The organism is Bacillus cereus group sp. N24 (assembly GCF_016483345.1).
Classification (GTDB): domain Bacteria; phylum Bacillota; class Bacilli; order Bacillales; family Bacillaceae_G; genus Bacillus_A; species Bacillus_A toyonensis.
In genome coordinates this window covers 12,897-30,404 of record NZ_JAEHCA010000032.1, presented here as the reverse complement: position 1 = coordinate 30,404, position 17,508 = coordinate 12,897, and the positions used below count along the sequence as shown (strand labels likewise).

The window sequence follows — 17,508 nt, the reverse complement described above, 5'->3', positions numbered from 1 at the left end:
AAAATGATGACGAAAGTATATGCATCGATGGCAGGAAATGTTTGGAAGATAGTTGTAGGAGTAGGAGATACAGTAGAGGAAGAGCAGGATGTCGTCATTTTGGAATCTATGAAAATGGAAATTCCAATCATTTCAGAAGAAGCTGGCACAGTTATGAAAATTAATGTGCAAGAAGGCGATTTTGTAAATGAAGGAGATGTATTACTAGAAATTGAATAGGGAGATATAGGGGGAAGCGAATTGAAACTACCTAATTTTGCTGTCATTAAAGAAGTAGGGCCACGTGATGGCTTACAGAATGAAAAAAAGATTGTTGGCACAAAAGATAAAGTAAAATGGATTCAACTACTTACAGAAGCCGGATTGTCGTACGTTGAAGTTTCCTCATTCGTTCACCCAAAATGGGTTCCTGCCTTAGCGGATGCAAATGATGTCTTTTCTGAGCTAAAAAGGGATCCCAATGTTACATATGCTGCGCTTGTTCCAAATCAAAATGGTTTGGAACGAGCTTTTTTGCAAAATGTAGATGAGGTGAATGTTTTTTTATCAGCGAGTGAATCTCATAATAAAAGTAATATTAATAAATCAATTAAAGAAGCATTAACTGTTATTGAAGATATAACAAAACAGGCAATATTCGAAGGGAAAAAGGTTAGAGGTTATGTTTCTACTGTATTTGGATGTCCGTATGAGGGAGATATAAGTGCCACAGCAGTTGATGAAATATGTAATCAACTATTTTCATACGGCATTTATGAAGTTTCTCTCGGTGACACGATTGGTGTAGCGAATCCATTACAAGTAGAACAAGTATTAGAACATCTATTAAAGAAGTATGATGCTTCGCAGTTTGCAATGCATTTTCATAATACGTATGGGATGGCACTTGCAAATGTAGTGAAGTCTTTAGAACACGGTATTACAACGTTTGATAGTTCTTGTGGTGGACTCGGGGGATGTCCATATGCACCGGGAGCATCAGGAAATGTTGCAACTGATGATTTAGTGCATATGCTCCATAAGTTAGGTGTCCAAACAAATATAGACGAAGAAAAGTTATGGAGAGCTAGTCAATTTATTCAAAGTAAGTTAAATATCCAATTACCGAGTCATGTGTATAGAGCGCTTCAACATAAAACGATAAGTAGGTGAGAAGATGCTACAATTACAAAATATTTCAGTTGACTATGTAACACCGCATGTTGTAAAGGTTTCGTTATATCGTGAAAGACAAGCAAATTCTTTATCTTTAGCGTTATTAGAAGAATTGCAAATAATATTAACGGAAATAAGTGAAGAGTCAAATACACGTGTAGTTATTTTAACAGGGGCTGGTGAAAAAGCGTTTTGTGCTGGCGCAGATTTAAAAGAACGAGCTGGTATGAATGAAGAGCAAGTTCGCCATGCGGTTGGTATGATTCGTACTACTATGGAAATGGTGGAACAATTACCACAACCAGTTATTGCAGCTATTAATGGAATTGCTCTTGGTGGTGGTACGGAATTGAGTTTAGCCTGTGACTTTAGAATCGCTTCTGAAAATGCAAGCCTTGGTCTGACTGAAACTACCCTTGCAATTATACCTGGAGCAGGTGGTACGCAGCGTTTACCGAGATTAATTGGTGTTGGGAGAGCGAAAGAATTAATTTATACAGGAAGACGTATATCGGCGCAAGAAGCGAAAGAATATGGTTTAGTAGAATTCGTCGTACCAGCTGATTTACTAGAAGAGAAAGCGATTGAAATTGCAAATCAAATTGCTAGTAATGGTCCTATTGCAGTTCGATTAGCAAAAGAAGCAATTTCTAATGGTGTTCAAGTAGATTTACATACCGGATTACAAATGGAAAAACAGGCGTACGAGGGTGTAATCCATACGGAAGATAGATTAGAAGGATTACAGGCATTTAAGGAAAAACGCAAACCGATGTATAAGGGGGAGTAAATGTGTTAGATCAAAAACAACAATCAAATAATTTTGAAGAACGAGTTGAAACGATTAAACAAGGTGGAGCACCGAAATATCATGAACAAAACAAAGCAAAAGGAAAACTATTTGTTCGAGATCGTTTAGCTCTTCTATTTGATAATGGCGAATATGTAGAAGATGCATTATTTGCAAATTGTGAGCAAACAGGGTTACCGGCTGATGGTGTTGTAACTGCAACTGGTAAAATACATGGGCGTACTGCGTGCGTAATGGCAAATGATTCAACTGTGAAAGCCGGATCATGGGGAGCTCGTACAGTTGAAAAGATTTTACGTATTCAAGAAACGGCTGAAAAGTTACGTGTTCCATTATTTTATTTAGTTGACTCTGCTGGAGCGCGTATTACAGATCAAGTAGAAATGTTCCCAGGGCGCCGCGGTGCGGGAAGAATCTTTTATAACCAAGTGAAATTATCAGGTAAAGTTCCGCAAATTTGTTTATTATTTGGTCCTTCTGCTGCTGGTGGTGCATATATTCCAGCTTTTTGTGACGTTGTTATGATGGTGGAAGGTAATGCATCTATGTATTTAGGATCTCCACGTATGGCTGAAATGGTTATCGGTGAGAAGGTAACTTTAGAAGAAATGGGCGGGGCTCGTATGCATTGCTCAGTATCAGGATGCGGAGACGTTTTATGTAAGACAGAAGAAGATGCAATTACACAGGCTAGACAATACATTTCATATTTTCCAAGCAACTACTTAGAAAAGACTCCATTGATGACACCTCAAGAACCGAAACAGTTCGATAAAACGTTAGAACAAATCATTCCAGAAAATCAAAATGCTCCTTTCAATATGAAAGATCTGATTAACAGAATTATAGATGACGGCTCATTCTTTGAAGTGAAAAAATTATTTGCTCAAGAACTCATTACAGGTTTAGCACGCATTGATGGTAAGCCAATAGGTATTATTGCAAATCAGCCGCGTATGAAAGGTGGCGTTTTATTCCACGATTCAGCTGATAAAGCAGCAAAGTTTATTAATTTATGCGATGCATACCATATTCCATTATTATTCCTTGCAGATGTACCAGGATTTATGATTGGTACGAAAGTAGAGCGCGCTGGTATTATTCGTCACGGTGCAAAAATGATTTCTGCAATGAGTGAAGCAACTGTACCGAAAATTTCTATCATTGTTCGAAAAGCATATGGAGCTGGTTTATATGCAATGGCAGGTCCGGCATTTGAACCAGATTGCTGCTTAGCATTACCGACAGCTTCTATTGCTGTAATGGGTCCAGAAGCAGCGGTCAATGCTGTATATGCAAATAAAATTGCGGCTTTACCAGAAGAAGAGCGTGCAAGCTTCATTGCTGAAAAACGTGAAGAGTATAAGAAAGATATTGATATTTATCATTTAGCATCAGAGATGGTGATTGATGGTATTGTTCATCCAAACAATTTACGTGAAGAGTTAAAAGGGCGTTTCGAAATGTATATGAGTAAATATCAAGTATTTACGGATCGTAAACATCCTGTATATCCAGTTTAAAAGCCCTATTTAGGGCTTTCTTGCTCAAAAAGTCAAGGAGGGGAAAACATTGAAACAAGCAGTTTGGTTTCCAACAGAAGAGTATAAGGAAAAAACACGTTTATATGGTTGGATGAAATCATTGGGATATGAAGACTATGAAACTTTTTATAATAAATCTATTGAGGAAACAGCTTGGTTTTGGGGAGAGGCAGAAAAAGCAGTTGGCTATCAATGGATGAAACCTTATACAGAAGTGTTAGATTTAGAAAATGGTACGCCATTTGCACAGTGGTATAATGGTGGAACATGTAACGTTGTAGAATCAGCTTTATCCCGCTGGATTGCGGATGAAGTGACAAGAAAACAGCCAGCACTTCAGTACGAAGGGGAAAATGGAACTTCAAAATCATTTACATATGAAGAGCTTGACAATTGGGTAAGCCGTGTTGCCAATGGTTTGAAACAAGCGGGTATTGAGAAGGGCGATCGTGTAACAATTTATATGCCGATGATTCCGGAAACAGTTGTTGCGATGCTAGCTGTAATGAAAATCGGAGCAATTATTTCACCAATATTTTCGGGATTTGCTTCGGATGCAGTTATGACACGCGTACAAGCAGCTGGTTCAAAAATGATTATTACCGCAGATGGATTTTCACGCCGCGGGAAAATTGTTTCTTTAAAGGATGAAGTAGATAAAGCTTGTGAACATTGCCCGACTGTTGAAAAGGTGGTAATTGTTCGTCATGCAGGAAATGATTTTACACCGCATCATTATGACTTTTCATGGAGTACGCTAGAAAAAGAAAAACCATTCATACATGCCGATGAAATGCATAGTGATGATCCTTTAATGCTCATATATACATCAGGAACGACTGGTAAGCCAAAAGGAACGGTACACACGCATGCAGGATTTCCTTTGAAAGCAGCTTTTGATGCAGGATTTGGAATGAATATTAAACAAGGTGATCGTGTATTATGGGTAACTGATATGGGCTGGATGATGGGGCCATTTTTATTATTCGGTTCACTCATAAATGGTGCAACGATGGTTATGTACGAAGGTGTTCCAGACTTTCCAGAAGCAGATCGCTTATGGGAGACGGTTGATAAATATGAAATTACTCATCTCGGTATTTCGCCAACGTTAATCCGTGCATTAATGGCAAAAGGTGATGAGTATGTGAATAAACATTCTTTAAAGAGTTTAGAAGTATTCGCATCAACAGGAGAACCTTGGAATCCTGATCCATGGATGTGGCTGTTTGAAACAGTTGGAAAAGGAAAAGTGCCAATCTGTAACTATTCAGGCGGAACTGAAATTTCTGGTGGGATTTTCGGTAATGTTCTGATTAAGCCAATCGCACCAATTAGTTTTAACGCATCGTTACCAGGTATGGCTGCGGTTGTACTTGATGATCAAGGTAAACCAATCCGTGATGAAGTTGGAGAATTATGTTTAGAGAAACCTTGGGTTGGAATGACGAAAAGTTTCTGGGAAGACGATGAGCGTTATGTGAACACATATTGGTCACGATTTGAAAATAAATGGGTTCATGGTGACTGGGTTATTTATGATGGTGAACAATATATCATTACAGGGCGTTCAGATGATACGCTAAATATTGCTGGTAAACGTATTGGGCCTGCTGAATATGAGTCTATTCTTGTGAAACATATTAATGTAATAGAAGCAGCTTCCATTGGTGTACCTGACGATGTAAAAGGTGAGGTGTGTCATTGCTTTGTAGTATTACGAGATGGTGTAATATTTACAGCAGAATTAAAGAAAGAATTAATGAGTTTAGTAAATTCTCATATCGGAAAAGCATTATGTCCAAAGGATATCCACGTTGTAGAGGATTTGCCAAAAACACGTAATTCTAAAGTAATGCGACGCGTCATCAAAGCGGCTTACTTAGGAAAAGAATTAGGAGATTTATCATCACTTGTAAATCCAGAAGTAGTTCCACATATTCAGGGGCTACAGTCTAGTAAATTATAAATGTAGGAATGAGCTCTATGTAAATGGAGCTCATTTTTCATGTTTATAAAAAGAGAAGAAGTAAATTTGAAGTAGTAAAATTCTACTTGTATTATTACGACGTATGTTTGTTTTATAGTTTTATCAAAATAGGATTGTGGCATGTCTATTCATTGGAGTGATTGAATTTTGTTAAGGATGAAAATTTAGTGAAGCGAAAAGTAATGAATAAAAGGAGAAATCCCTGGGGGACAGGGATTCACTAAGGGAGATAGTATTGTCGTGCAATGTCGAAATTTGGCGTATTCGACAAATTAATATTATCACGAATTTTCAGGAGATTGTGATAGGGAATGTGTCAAAAATGTGTACGTATTTCCTATTTAAGTGTTATGTAAATAGGAAAAGGGAAAAAATTAAGTTCACTCGTTCTTAAGAATTTTTCCCCTTAAAATTTAGTATTTGTTCGTTATTCTATATACGTCTTAATTTGGTAAATCTTCAACATGTAAAGATTGAGTATTGCCCTTTTTGTTTGAATTATGTGCCTGCTGAGATGTTTCTTGCATTTGCTCTTGGGCTTTACTAGGAGTATTCAGCGCATCAGATGATACATGATCAAGTTGTTGACTTAATAAATCTTTTTTATCCATGTTGTGTAGCTCCTTTTTGAACTTTGATATAAAAACGAAGTGTTTTTAAATAGTTACGTGGGTATTATGTATCTTTGAATGGAATTATATACACAAACTACATTGAGAAGTTAACTACTTTTAAAAATTACCTGTGATGACAAGCTGAAGAAATATAAAGATCATTAGTGATTAATAAAAGCGTTATTTTAGTAGGGTGTTTCGAAATTTCATTTAAAAAGAACATCCCAATGATAAAAAAGAGCACTGTAAATCAGTGCTCATCTTATCAGAAACTGCTTAGTCCTTAAAAACAAAACCATTACGGACAATTCACAATGGTAATAGTGACGCTAGCCATTGTTCCAGGAGAATCAAGAAGTGAAGCAGTAACGGTTACTGTTCCAGGCCCATTAGCGGCTAGAAATACAGCGGTAAAGTTACCTGAAGCATTGGTAATGACAGCAAGAGGAACCATGAAAGCAAGAGAAGGGTTACTAAATGAAAAACTGACCACTACCCCTGGAGTAGGACTACCGTTTACTAATACTTGTCCCGAAAAAAATAAAGTATTATTTCCTTGAGTGGATACACATGCTGTGGTTTCGTTAGAAGTCAAGGTAATAGATGCAGGTCCAGCAGGAAGATTAAATCCAGTTGGTCCGGTTGGTCCGGTTGGTCCAGTTGGTCCGGTTGGTCCGGTTGGTCCAGTTGGTCCGGTTGATCCGGTTGGTCCAGTTGAACCAGTAGCTCCTGTAGAACCTGTGGGACCAGTAGGGAATTGAAAGGGTTGAACAGGTGGAAGTGTAGGTCCAATAGAACCGGGATTATGTGCAACAAAAGATAAAAACTCGTCCATAATTTATCACCTCTAAAAATTGTATTACTATTAGTAAATGTACTGACAGAGCAAACTGAAATGGACAAGCGGTTGTATTTTAATAAATTAAACAAAATAGTTATTTGATAGAAAGAGAGAGTAGTATGATTCCTTTAGAAATTAAATATAAAAAGGCGATTATCTTCAAATCGCCTTTTGGGTAATGCAGTGTAATTTTATTCAGTTATTTGAAATATAGTTTCATTCGGTTTAGAAAATCCATACAATTTCCTTGCGAATTTTAAAATTTCTTCTTCACTACTTGTTAAAGCTTTAACATCATTCTTAAGGGAATGGCCATCCTTCTTTACAGAAGATAATTTTTGTTGTTCCGTATTCAGCGTGATTTGTTTTTCTTTAATCATTTCTTGTTGGTTATTCAGAGAATATTGAAGGACAAAAATTATAGGTACCATAATAGCCAAAGTAGTTATAATACGGCGTCTTGTTTTTTTTCTATTGCCTTGTTGTGTATTAGGGTTCACTTGCTGTGAGGGTATATTAGGACTTGATTGGTGTGATGATACTTTTGGGATGTTTCCCATTAAAATGCCTCCATTACTGATTGTAGAATTTAAACCGTTTAAAAGTATTATAAATGTTTAATGGGAATTTTAGAAGATATTTTAATATAGTTGCATATCGTAAAGTTTAAACAAAATCCTTATTTACATAAAAGAAACACCGATTGTCTGCGAGGCTCCTAAGGATAATCATCAAGTAATGAAGTACTCGACTAATTAACGATATCACGAATTTTTGGGTAAAAACACTGAAAAATCCGTTTAAATTAATAGGAGTATCATTTGAAATAAAAACGCTATTTTAATAGGGAAGGGAATAATGATGATTCCATGGGATAAGCGAGTATACATTGTATCAAGGTGATCATTTTATTACAGAGGGGACAATTGTAGAGGTTAGTGAAAAGGCAAATAAATCATTATATTGGCTCCAGTGCATGATAGCTCCAAGTTATGAAAAAGTGTGCGGGAATAGTATAAAGCGACTTCGGTTGATTCGGATAGATAATGACGAAGAATGAGATGATTAAGGATAGGTATTGAATATGCCATATTTGTATGAATAAAGAGCAGAATATAGCCAATATATAGGTGTTGAAATTGTTCTAAAGGTAGGAATATCTGAAATATAAATAATTGAGGGGAGTGAACTAAAAATGGAAACTAGCACTTTTTTAGGATTGTTTTGGGGATGGATCACGGTTATCGTATCGGGAATACTTTTCGTACGCCCATCGGTATTACGTGAATTGAAAAAATTAGTGGTTGAAGACAGAGGGTTTGGTATTATGTACGGTTTTTTATCGATTTTCCTAGGGCTAGGCACTGTAATCTTACATAATGTATGGGCATTCAACTGGAAGGGGTTCCTAACGGTTATTGCATGGCTTGCATTATTAAAGGGAATTTACATAATTGCATATCCTGAACCCTCCAAGAAAACTGATTTTGAATTAAGGATACTATCTACACGTATAGCGCTCGCTATCATTGGCGCCTTGGCTTTATGGATGCTTATAGTAATCTATATAAAATAATCTTTTTCTAATGAGAAATATACTAAAATATGAGAAAAGGCTATAATAATAATTATAAATTTAGTCCTACTGGAAGAATCCGTGGACATCAAACTAAAAAGGGAGTTGTTATATTACTCTGTAGTTTGGTGGCCACTTTTTTATTTTTTATTAACAAAATAGATCAGGGTTATTTTTATAAATGACGCAATTAACTTCCGAATTAAAACTGACCGGAAAGAAATGTATGTTTGTTCGGGAGGGGTGTTAAAGAAATTATTACAACTGTGTAAGGTTAATGTAATATTAATCGATAGTAAATCAAGATACTTAAGTGTATTTTTAATAGGATTTGAAAGTACTGTTTTTAACATATTGGGTTAAATAAAATTTAATTAGGAAGTGTAATACAATGATTGAGATTAAATCTATGATTTATTCGTACAAACTAAAAAGAAGAATAGCTAAAGATTTATATGGCAGCAGAGATGAGTTGACGATGTTATTAAATGAATTTAATAATATGAAAAGTAAACTGAAGTCTGACAAAAAGAAAAATAATATGTTATCTCGTTTACAATTAATGTACCAAAATATGAAATTAGACAAGCAGTATTCTCTTCCGTTTGCTCTTAATAGTAGGTTATTGGAGCGATTAGAAGATGAATCTATTCAAACAACTGAAGAATGTGTATCATGTCTACACGTAATGTTAGAAATAAATTATGAGAAAATAAAACATTATGGATCTAATACAAGTAGGTCATTTGTTCCTTTATCACAGTCTTCCATTTGTCTTGCTGATTTTGTTTGTTTGACAGGATTTGTTTTATTAGGCTTACTAGGAACAATTACATTTGGAAGGATAATGTAATCTTTTTATTCACTTACATAAAAGACCACCCATTTAAGGTGTATTTTTTAGTTACATAGAAGAGCTCATGCGATAGACAGGGAAGAATGACACGGATGCTAATTTCTAGTTGCTCATTGTTAATGCATTGTGTAACTAGAAAGATAAAATGTTATGATGCTATGAATAACAAGGAATTTAGCGTTTGGGCTAGTTACACAAAATATAAGATATGGGTAACTCATAGTAAACGTGAAATGATAAACCCTATGTTGTCGCAGCGATTAAGTGAGTATGCTGAGGGTTTGTTATTGATGCAAAATTAAGTGTTACAGGACTTAATGCACCATAGCAAAAGGAAAACTTACTACTGTAAATAAAGTGTATGTGAAATAATTACAAAGTCGATTTATAAGAGTCAGCTTATATTTCGACACTCCACTCAACTTGTAACTATAGATGGCAGTCTAAATCTTTATGTGTTAATATACAAAAAGCCGACTATACTCAGCCAGCTTTTTGTATATTATATTCTAGTATTTATCGATCCCAAAAGACATATTCTTTCCGTTAAGTTGACATTAAAATCTTACCAATGTTTTCTTTTACAATGACAACAAATAAAGAAACATTTACAACGACACTTATTTCGTTTAGAACTCCAATCATCATCACAATGATGCTTTTCTTTAGATTTCCACCAATCATCATTACAATGCTTTTCCTTAGAACTCCAATCATCATCACAATGATGCTTTTCTTTAGACTTCCACCAGTCATCACAACAATGCTGTTTCTTAGAACTCCAGCAATCATTATTCCAGGACATTTTTTTATACCTCCCTTCAATAGGATTACTATCATTCTATGTTTTAGTGAAGAAATGGCTTGTTTATAAACCTATTATTTTACCTTTATATGATAGAGTGCTTTCTACTACATATAGAATTCATAAAAACTATGCTAATTTCCAAGAGATAGTGGAGAGAATTACTGGTTATGACATTTATCAATAAACACATGTTGAAGAAAACATTCTGATTATAAATAATATCTTATTTTGGAGTACGTTTTTCTGAATGTATATTTCAAAACAGCGGAGAAAAAATATACTATATTGCTACAAACAAAGCCTATGTATATGTAAAGTAATAGGAAAAACAGCTAACTCTTAAAGGAGCGGGCTTATTAAAAGAAAAAAAGATTCTTTTGATAAAGAGGTTATCTAAACTTTAAATTCAGCAGAATTAAATCCAAGTCCCCTCACTAAACAAGCCGCTAACTGTTAAAGAATTGTTTTTATAATTAATAAAGAAAAAAATGTTTAGTACAATTGTTTGTTTTTTTCTTTCTATGTGTTTGCCTCGTACACTTTTAAGCTAGTGGACATACTTTACTAATAGAAAGGATTAGGGGGTGAGGTTTTGGGTTCTCGATTTAATAATTGTAAAAAGAAATGTACATGTAAACAGGATGATTGTTGGGAGATATTCGAAGAGTGTAAAAAGGAAAAGCATGAGAAATGTGATAATTCTTGTGTACAAGGAATTAGAGATGAGCTTAAGAAATTAATTAATCGAACAGTTCAAATTAATACAGAGGGACGTACTTATGTAGGTACTGTTGCGTCTGTAAGTTGCGATGTAGTTAAGCTTGCAGCTATTCCTGGATCTGTTGCAGTAATTATCTCCATTTGCAAAATTGAAGCAATTTTCCCTCCTGTTACAACGATTACTGCAGAGTTTGATTTTAATGGTGTTGACGTAGCAAATAAAGCATAATTATGCTTTGTTTGTAAAGCCATTCTGATGAATGGCTTTATTTTAATTTCGTATAAAAGGAGAATATATTCTTTATATAGAAATAAGTTTGAGGCTATAAAGAGTGATGTACGAAAGGAGAATGAGAGTGATTAAATTAGTGCCCTTTAAAAGATCTGATTTCAAACAATTAATAAATTGGATTCATTCCGAACAATTTTTAATACAGTGGTCAGGAAATGCATTTACATATCCTTTAAACGAACAGCAATTAGAGAAATATATAGAAAGTGAAAATACACTCGCTTTCAAAGTAATAGATGAAAAGACTGAAGAAGTACTTGGTCATATTTCACTTGGTCAAATAGACGATATAAATAAGTCTGCGAGAATTGGAAAAGTGTTAGTTGGTAATACGAAAATGAGAGGGCGTTCAATAGGAAAACATATGATGAAAGCAGTACTTCATATTGCGTTTGAAGAATTAAAACTACATAGAGTAACTCTTGGCGTGTATGATTTTAATACGTCGGCCATTTCTTGTTATGAAAAAATAGGATTTGTAAAAGAAGGTTTATTAAGAGATTCAAAAAAAGTAGGAGAAACGTATTGGAATTTATGGGAAATGAGTATGCTAGAATATGAATGGACTAATAAAAAATAATAGCTTCTTATAATTTTATTATGTTAATTAAAAGGGATTGGTGGGAAATTATGAATAGAAAGACTATAGTAATCACAATTGCAGCTGTTTCAGGGGGAGGTAAAACTACTATTACAGAAAGTTTAACTCATGAGTTAACAAATTCAAAAGCGCTATTTTTTGATAGTTATAACTTTGATAACTGTCCTGCTGATATTTGTAAATGGATTGATGATGGAGCGAATTATGACGAGTGGGTACTTACACCATTAATTCATGATATTCAGCATCTTATACGAGATAGTAAATTAGACTATATTATTGTAGATTATCCTTTTGCATACTTAAATAGAGAAATGGGGCAGTTCATTGATGTAACTATATTTATTGACACACCTTTAGATATTGCAATGGCTAGAAGAATTTTACGAGATTTTAAAGAAGATACTATGAGTGAAATACATAATGATTTAAAACATTACATGGCACATGCGAGAAAAGCTTATTTAGAGGCAATTCATACTGTTAAACCGAATTCAGATATCGTATTGGATGGATCTTTTTCTGTAAGTGAAATAATTGATCATGTTGTTGAGGAACTTGACCGAAGAGAAGTGATTGTCAATGGTTAAATGTATAGAGGAATATGTACAAGTTGATGATTTTAAAATGTATACGAAAGTATTTCAAGGAAAAAAGCGGCAGCCTGTTATTATAATGGAATCAGGCTACGGGGATTATTCAAAGGCATGGGATTATATTGCTGAAAGACTGACGGAATTTGGGACGATACTTACATATGATCGAGCTGGATTAGGGAAAAGTGGGAAGAGTTCCAAGCAACGTATTAGTTCTGAAATGGTCAAAGATTTAAGAACATGTTTAAATCTTTTACAACTGAAGCCACCTTATATTTTTGTAGGGCATTCTTTTGGTGGTATAAATGCACGGTTATTTACGGTTTTTTATCCCGAGGATATGTTGGGAACAGTTTTGGTTGATTCGACACCAGAAAATTATAAAGAAGTATTTTTGCCAATCATGTCTCCAGAATTTCAAGAAGCTTACTATAAACAATTTGCATATGAAAGTTCATATGAAGAGTTTATGTTTAGTCTAGGTGAAGCAGATAGACATTGTAAATCAATGAACGATATTCCCCTTGTCGTGCTAGCTGCTGGTAAAAAAGCTTTTTATTCGCAAGCTGCACAACTGAAATGGTTACAATTACAAAGAGAATTATTACAATTATCCAGTAAAAGTAAATTTATAATTGCAGAACATAGCGGTCACTATATTCAAAAGGATGAGCCACATTATATTATAGGTGCTGTTAAGTGGATACTTGGGGTAGGGGAGAGATAAATGTGTACACTGTATTTCAATATAACTGGCAAGTAAGAGAAGATTGGTTTAAGTGGTGTGAACAACTTACAGTGGAAGAATTACTTCGCAAACGTGTTGGTGGTGTTGGAAGTATATTAGAAACATTATTTCATATTGTAGATGTTGAGTATAGCTGGATTTGTGATTTGAAAGGAAAAGAAGTAGGTGAGCCGCAATTTAAGGATTATCAATCTATTCAAAAAGTGAAAGCATTATCTCATTTGTATAATAAGGATTTAGAGGGATTTTTACAATCGTGGACAGAAGACTTAGAGAATAAAATATTAAAAGTTTCATGGACGGATAAAGAGTACAAGTATGGTGAAGTGTTACGACATGTTATCGTACATGAAATTCATCATATAGGTCAGCTATCAATATGGGCAAGAGAGTTAAATCTTCAGCCCGTTTCAGCGAATTTAATTGGAAGAGGATTATAGACGTAAAAACCGACTTGTACTGTAAACGCAAGTCGGTTTTTATATGTAAGAAGATTTCTTAGTTGAAATCCTCGGATTTTCTTTGACGTAAATGTAAAAACATTAAAATTGTAATAATGAAAAAGATCATCATCGTTTGTATGATTAAATTTTTAAACTGTAGCAATATTGCCCAAGATGTAAGAGTATCTTTAAAAGCTTGGAGTGCAGAGTACGAGGAAGGTTCAAAACCGTACTGAAGTAATTTTTTTGTTTCAATAAAAGTAGTGTTTTCTTCATCGGATTCTAATATTACTGAAATAAGCCTAGTATCTCCTAGTTTTGCAGTACCGACAAAACTATTATTACCGTTAGTTGAAAAACTAGTTTGCAAGCCATCAACACCTTGGAGTTTAATGTTTTCATTGAGGGAATAAATCATTTTATTTGTGTTGAAAACTTGAAAATTTTTGAAGGTAAATTGGTAAGAGGTTAGTTTCGTCATATTCAGTACATTAGGGAAATCTTTTACTAAATGCGTTGCTAGTTTAGCTGCATCTTTCGCTGTTGTATTCGATTGTTTATTTGTATCTTGATTAGCTCCAGTAGAGTTTAGAAAAGGAGATGGCTGTGATAACTGTAGCTGTTTTGCTTTTTCATTCATTAACGTTGTAAAGTTATCTTCATTGCCACCAATGTGTTCTGCCAGTGCGAGTGCAGAACGATTATTTCCTGTTAAAAGCAATGCATGAAGTAAATCACGAACCGTCGTTTTATCCTTTGCTGTTACTTGCATAGGAGTCGTTTCCGCTTGGAATAATTCGTTACTTATTTTTACGGATTCATCTAACTGTATTTTGCCGTTATTCAGTTGTTCCAATACGATATACTCTGTCATTAATTTAGACAAAGTAGCTGATTGTATAGGGGTTTCTTCATTTTTTTTATAAATAACTTCACCTGAATTAGCATCTATTAAAATAGCTGATTTAGCTTGAATAATTGGACCATTTACATAAAGATAAAAATATAAAACGATAAGTGCAGTAATAATAAAAGATAATAATAAAATTGTGAATTTTTTCAAGAATTGCATAAGCGATCCTCCTACTATGACATCAATAATAATATTGTAAAAAGGAATGCTTAATTAGGAAGAAAGAAAAGGTAAAGAATTTCTAAAGAATTATAAAAGATTATTAAACTTTGGATATTGATGGAAAATAAAAGGTTCAATTTCTTATCGTATTAGAAATTGAACCTAAAATTATGGTGTATTAATTTTTATATGGTAGTAGTTTTACAGTGAAAGTTGTTTTCTTGTCATCACTATATACTTCAATCGTTCCTTTATGCAGTTCGACAATACTTTTTGCAATTGCTAATCCGAGTCCTGATCCACCAGTGTTTGTTGAACGTGATTTTTCAACACGATAAAAACGTTCAAAAATATGAGGTAAATCTGTACTAGGAATAGGTTGTCCGTAATTTGTTATATCAATTGTAATCATATTATTGCTTTCATAAGCGGTAAGGTCAATATAACCACCTTCGTTTCCATAAGCGATAGCGTTTATAATAAGATTTTCAAATACACGCACTAATTTGTCTCCATCAGCTAATACCATGAGTTTTTGAGAGGGGAAAGAAGGACGGCATTGAATATTTGCTTCTTGCACTTGTATTCGGAATTGAACAGTTAATTGTCCAAGTAACTCTACAATATCAATGGGAGCAGAATATAAACTTAACTCTTTATTTTGAACACGGGTGTATTCAAACAAGTCATTCATTAATGCATTTAGACGTGTTACTTTACCATAAATGACTTGTATGTAATGACGTAATTCCACTTCATCTCTATAATTATCATGATGGATTAAATTCACGTATCCAACTATTGATGTAAGGGGAGTACGTAAATCATGTGATACATTTGTAATTAGTTCGCTTTTTGCTTGTTCTGCCTGTCTTTCTTCGTCAATTGACTCTTTTAATTGTTCAACAATTTGATTGACCCCAGTCGCTAACTCTTCTAAATAATTATGATTTACGATGGAAACTTTATGATTGAAATTTCCATTTGCAATATAACGAATCTCTTCTATCATTTTTTTAATACAAGTTTCATAGTAAAGCTTTCTCTCGTGACGATAAAAAATGTATAGATAGGATGAAAAAATAGAAAATAAAAATAAATAAGAAACAATCATCATCCATAAAGATTCTTTAATCCCTTTATACTTTTCATAACCAAAAATCCGAATGAATTCTTTACCGAGTTCGGTTAGAGTAAGTGAACTCTCGATTACACTCGTAATGAGGCGATATATAATTAATTCAGTAATAGGTGTAAGAGTGATAGCTAATAAAAACCAAAAAATTATCTTCCATTTTGGGATATCTTTTAAAATATCAAATGCTTCATTTCTCAATTTTATAGCCTACTCCCCAAACAGTATGAATAAATTTTTCTCCATTCATTACTGTTTCAAGTTTATCTCGTAAATTACTAATATGAACCATTACAGTTTTATTTGAGCCATAACCATCTTCATTCCAAACACGTTCGAATATTTCTTCGGAACTAAATACTCTTCCTGTATTGCTCGCTAGTAAATATAAAATATCAAATTCAATAGATGTAAGTTTAATATATTCATTATTTACTTTAACAGTATGATTATGCTTATGGATTTCAGCTGTTCGAATACGAATGATACCATCGTCTTTCTTTTGAGTAGCAGCGTTTTGGAAAGTGGATCTTCTCAGCAAAGCTTTCACTCTAGCGACTAATTCTAGTGGATTAAACGGTTTAATCATATAATCATCTGCACCTGTCATAAGCCCTAATATTTTGTCCATGTCTTCAGCCTTTGCACTCAGCATAAGGATAGGTACAGTATTATTTTCACGCACTTCCTGACAAACTTCTAATCCATTTCGCTTTGGCATCATAATGTCCAAAATCATGAGGTCAACTTCATATGCAGATATCATTTGTATTGCTTCATCACCGTCATAAGCTTTAAAAATGTTATATCCTTCATTTCGTAAATAAACAGCGAGTAACTCTACAATATCTTTATCATCATCAATAATTAATATGCTTTTATTCATTATATAGTTAGTTCCTTTCCTTACAAATCATCAACACTACTATAATAACAAACATTTATGTACTTTGTAGCAATGATTTTACATAAAATTTCATGTAACGTATTAAAAAGGAATTAAAGCATTCATAACGAATTAAAAATAGAAGAATTATTTGAATTTCCTATTATATTGAAGGGACGTAATAAGGAGGAGATTAACGTGTTATATAATGAAATATGTTCATTTACTCCAACTGGGAAAATAGAACATGATATAAAAGAGTTTCTATTAAAATACAATAAAGAATTTACATATAAACATTCAATTCGTGTGGCAAATGAAGCGCGAAAAATAGCGATAATGTTTCATGAAAATGAAGAAAAAGCAGAAATTGCAGGGTATTTACATGATATAAGTGCAATCTTTCCGAATGAGGAACGGATTAAAGTTGCTGAAGCAGTTGGAATCGAAATATTACAAGAAGAACGGAAATTTCCAATGATTATTCATCAAAAACTATCGAGAGTAATCGTAAAAGAGATATTTAAAGTGGAAGATGAAGAGATTTTAGATGCAATTTGTTGCCATACTACATTGCGTAAACATGCAACGAAGATGGATTTAGTGTTATTTGTTGCAGATAAAATAGAATGGGATCAAAATGGGACACCATCATACTTAGTAGGTATAAAAAATAGATTAGAAAAATCTTTAGAACATGCTGCTTTTGTATATATTTCATATTTGTGGGAAAGAAAAGATACATTGAAAGTTATACATCCGTGGCTAGAAGAAGCTTATTGGCATTTAAAAGAACTTGTAGAGTAGAAAGGATACG

21 protein-coding genes and 1 pseudogene are annotated in these 17,508 nt (G+C 33.8%); 15 read left to right on the top strand and 7 right to left on the bottom strand.

Features of this window, described 5'->3' with window-relative positions; translation table 11 throughout:
- The first annotated feature begins 3 nt into the window (after window positions 1-3).
- Genes JDS95_RS26825 through JDS95_RS26805 form a run of 5 tightly spaced genes read left to right on the top strand, consistent with a single transcriptional unit; the run spans window position 4 to window position 5,479 of the window.
- Window positions 4-219 (top strand): acetyl-CoA carboxylase biotin carboxyl carrier protein subunit, encoded by a 216-nt coding sequence (locus JDS95_RS26825; protein ID WP_001987345.1) that lies wholly within the window; start codon window positions 4-6, stop codon window positions 217-219.
- A gap of 21 nt (window positions 220-240) precedes the next feature.
- On the top strand, window positions 241-1,152 hold the full coding sequence (mvaB, locus tag JDS95_RS26820; RefSeq protein ID WP_000775420.1) for a hydroxymethylglutaryl-CoA lyase: 912 nt from the start codon (window positions 241-243) through the stop codon (window positions 1,150-1,152).
- Between the two features lie 4 nt (window positions 1,153-1,156).
- Window positions 1,157-1,945 carry an enoyl-CoA hydratase gene (locus JDS95_RS26815; protein ID WP_000939825.1) on the top strand — a complete coding sequence of 263 codons (789 nt, stop codon included), beginning with the start codon at window positions 1,157-1,159 and terminating at the stop codon, window positions 1,943-1,945.
- A 2-nt stretch (window positions 1,946-1,947) separates the two neighbouring features.
- The gene (locus JDS95_RS26810) at window positions 1,948-3,489 is read left to right on the top strand and encodes an acyl-CoA carboxylase subunit beta (RefSeq protein WP_000886736.1); all 1,542 of its coding nucleotides are present in this window, start codon (window positions 1,948-1,950) and stop codon (window positions 3,487-3,489) included.
- Window positions 3,490-3,538: 49 nt separating this feature from the next.
- Window positions 3,539-5,479: an AMP-binding protein gene (locus JDS95_RS26805; RefSeq protein WP_000806476.1), complete on the top strand. Its 1,941-nt coding sequence runs from the start codon at window positions 3,539-3,541 to the stop codon at window positions 5,477-5,479.
- 464 nt (window positions 5,480-5,943) lie between these two features.
- Here the strand turns inward: JDS95_RS26805 and JDS95_RS26800 are convergent, their stop codons facing one another.
- On the bottom strand, window positions 5,944-6,111 hold the full coding sequence (locus JDS95_RS26800) for a hypothetical protein (protein WP_000358201.1): 168 nt from the start codon (window positions 6,109-6,111) through the stop codon (window positions 5,944-5,946).
- 317 nt (window positions 6,112-6,428) lie between these two features.
- On the opposite strand from JDS95_RS26800, the gene JDS95_RS31310 reads away from it, so the two are divergent.
- Window positions 6,429-6,674, top strand: a complete 246-nt coding sequence (locus tag JDS95_RS31310) for a hypothetical protein (RefSeq protein WP_000237381.1) — start codon at window positions 6,429-6,431, stop codon at window positions 6,672-6,674.
- Between the two features lie 15 nt (window positions 6,675-6,689).
- Window positions 6,690-6,875, top strand: a complete 186-nt coding sequence (locus JDS95_RS31725; RefSeq protein ID WP_275952108.1) for a hypothetical protein — start codon at window positions 6,690-6,692, stop codon at window positions 6,873-6,875.
- A 17-nt stretch (window positions 6,876-6,892) separates the two neighbouring features.
- Here the strand turns inward: JDS95_RS31725 and JDS95_RS31720 are convergent.
- Together JDS95_RS31720 and JDS95_RS26790 are read right to left on the bottom strand one after the other, a co-directional pair.
- Window positions 6,893-6,949, bottom strand: a pseudogene (locus JDS95_RS31720) (exosporium leader peptide-containing protein); the annotation flags it as partial.
- Between the two features lie 197 nt (window positions 6,950-7,146).
- Window positions 7,147-7,515, bottom strand: coding sequence for an FtsB family cell division protein (locus tag JDS95_RS26790; protein WP_000526889.1), 369 nt, complete (start codon window positions 7,513-7,515; stop codon window positions 7,147-7,149).
- A gap of 635 nt (window positions 7,516-8,150) precedes the next feature.
- Here JDS95_RS26790 and JDS95_RS26785 point away from each other — a divergent pair.
- On the top strand, window positions 8,151-8,531 hold the full coding sequence (locus tag JDS95_RS26785; RefSeq protein WP_000450238.1) for a hypothetical protein: 381 nt from the start codon (window positions 8,151-8,153) through the stop codon (window positions 8,529-8,531).
- A gap of 391 nt (window positions 8,532-8,922) precedes the next feature.
- Window positions 8,923-9,384: a hypothetical protein gene (locus JDS95_RS26780; protein WP_000569862.1), complete on the top strand. Its 462-nt coding sequence runs from the start codon at window positions 8,923-8,925 to the stop codon at window positions 9,382-9,384.
- Between the two features lie 568 nt (window positions 9,385-9,952).
- On the opposite strand, the gene JDS95_RS26775 is transcribed toward JDS95_RS26780, so the two are convergent.
- On the bottom strand, window positions 9,953-10,192 hold the full coding sequence (locus tag JDS95_RS26775) for a hypothetical protein (protein ID WP_073990633.1): 240 nt from the start codon (window positions 10,190-10,192) through the stop codon (window positions 9,953-9,955).
- Between the two features lie 595 nt (window positions 10,193-10,787).
- On the opposite strand from JDS95_RS26775, the gene JDS95_RS26770 reads away from it, so the two are divergent.
- The 5 genes from JDS95_RS26770 to JDS95_RS26750 all read left to right on the top strand — a co-directional run bounded on the left by JDS95_RS26770 (window position 10,788) and on the right by JDS95_RS26750 (window position 13,592).
- Window positions 10,788-11,144 carry a hypothetical protein gene (locus JDS95_RS26770; protein WP_000535569.1) on the top strand — a complete coding sequence of 119 codons (357 nt, stop codon included), beginning with the start codon at window positions 10,788-10,790 and terminating at the stop codon, window positions 11,142-11,144.
- Between the two features lie 103 nt (window positions 11,145-11,247).
- Complete coding sequence (locus JDS95_RS26765; protein ID WP_134853371.1) at window positions 11,248-11,787, top strand: GNAT family N-acetyltransferase; 540 nt, start codon at window positions 11,248-11,250, stop codon at window positions 11,785-11,787.
- Between the two features lie 50 nt (window positions 11,788-11,837).
- Window positions 11,838-12,398 carry a nucleoside/nucleotide kinase family protein gene (locus JDS95_RS26760; RefSeq protein ID WP_001080627.1) on the top strand — a complete coding sequence of 187 codons (561 nt, stop codon included), beginning with the start codon at window positions 11,838-11,840 and terminating at the stop codon, window positions 12,396-12,398.
- Complete coding sequence (locus tag JDS95_RS26755; RefSeq protein ID WP_000237662.1) at window positions 12,391-13,131, top strand: alpha/beta fold hydrolase; 741 nt, start codon at window positions 12,391-12,393, stop codon at window positions 13,129-13,131. The genes JDS95_RS26760 and JDS95_RS26755 overlap by 8 nt, the downstream gene beginning before the upstream one ends.
- Before the next feature lie 2 nt (window positions 13,132-13,133).
- Complete coding sequence (locus tag JDS95_RS26750) at window positions 13,134-13,592, top strand: DinB family protein (protein WP_000288863.1); 459 nt, start codon at window positions 13,134-13,136, stop codon at window positions 13,590-13,592.
- Between the two features lie 58 nt (window positions 13,593-13,650).
- Here JDS95_RS26750 and JDS95_RS26745 read toward each other — a convergent pair whose 3' ends face one another.
- The 3 genes from JDS95_RS26745 to JDS95_RS26735 all read right to left on the bottom strand — a co-directional run bounded on the left by JDS95_RS26745 (window position 13,651) and on the right by JDS95_RS26735 (window position 16,691).
- On the bottom strand, window positions 13,651-14,667 hold the full coding sequence (locus tag JDS95_RS26745) for a D-alanyl-D-alanine carboxypeptidase family protein (RefSeq protein WP_001160074.1): 1,017 nt from the start codon (window positions 14,665-14,667) through the stop codon (window positions 13,651-13,653).
- A gap of 181 nt (window positions 14,668-14,848) precedes the next feature.
- Window positions 14,849-16,006 carry a sensor histidine kinase gene (locus tag JDS95_RS26740; RefSeq protein WP_001243280.1) on the bottom strand — a complete coding sequence of 386 codons (1,158 nt, stop codon included), beginning with the start codon at window positions 16,004-16,006 and terminating at the stop codon, window positions 14,849-14,851.
- Window positions 15,996-16,691 carry a response regulator transcription factor gene (locus JDS95_RS26735; RefSeq protein ID WP_001043192.1) on the bottom strand — a complete coding sequence of 232 codons (696 nt, stop codon included), beginning with the start codon at window positions 16,689-16,691 and terminating at the stop codon, window positions 15,996-15,998. Before JDS95_RS26735 ends, JDS95_RS26740 begins: the two co-directional genes overlap by 11 nt.
- A gap of 198 nt (window positions 16,692-16,889) precedes the next feature.
- On the opposite strand from JDS95_RS26735, the gene yqeK reads away from it, so the two are divergent.
- A complete protein-coding gene (gene yqeK, locus JDS95_RS26730) occupies window positions 16,890-17,498 on the top strand; it encodes a bis(5'-nucleosyl)-tetraphosphatase (symmetrical) YqeK (protein WP_000966607.1) in 609 nt (202 codons plus the stop codon).
- The last annotated feature ends 10 nt before the right edge of the window (window positions 17,499-17,508 follow it).

Coding starts and splice junctions, on each gene's coding strand:
- JDS95_RS26790 (WP_000526889.1), bottom strand. CDS start 7,515: ATGGGAAACATCCCAAAAGTATCATCACACCAATCAAGTCCTAATATA.
- JDS95_RS26760 (WP_001080627.1), top strand. CDS start 11,838: ATGAATAGAAAGACTATAGTAATCACAATTGCAGCTGTTTCAGGGGGA.
- JDS95_RS26755 (WP_000237662.1), top strand. CDS start 12,391: ATGGTTAAATGTATAGAGGAATATGTACAAGTTGATGATTTTAAAATG.
- JDS95_RS26735 (WP_001043192.1), bottom strand. CDS start 16,691: ATGAATAAAAGCATATTAATTATTGATGATGATAAAGATATTGTAGAG.
- JDS95_RS31310 (WP_000237381.1), top strand. CDS start 6,429: ATGGTAATAGTGACGCTAGCCATTGTTCCAGGAGAATCAAGAAGTGAA.
- JDS95_RS26785 (WP_000450238.1), top strand. CDS start 8,151: ATGGAAACTAGCACTTTTTTAGGATTGTTTTGGGGATGGATCACGGTT.
- JDS95_RS26825 (WP_001987345.1), top strand. CDS start 4: ATGATGACGAAAGTATATGCATCGATGGCAGGAAATGTTTGGAAGATA.
- JDS95_RS26775 (WP_073990633.1), bottom strand. CDS start 10,192: ATGTCCTGGAATAATGATTGCTGGAGTTCTAAGAAACAGCATTGTTGT.
- JDS95_RS26780 (WP_000569862.1), top strand. CDS start 8,923: ATGATTGAGATTAAATCTATGATTTATTCGTACAAACTAAAAAGAAGA.
- JDS95_RS26745 (WP_001160074.1), bottom strand. CDS start 14,667: ATGCAATTCTTGAAAAAATTCACAATTTTATTATTATCTTTTATTATT.
- JDS95_RS26815 (WP_000939825.1), top strand. CDS start 1,157: ATGCTACAATTACAAAATATTTCAGTTGACTATGTAACACCGCATGTT.
- JDS95_RS26800 (WP_000358201.1), bottom strand. CDS start 6,111: ATGGATAAAAAAGATTTATTAAGTCAACAACTTGATCATGTATCATCT.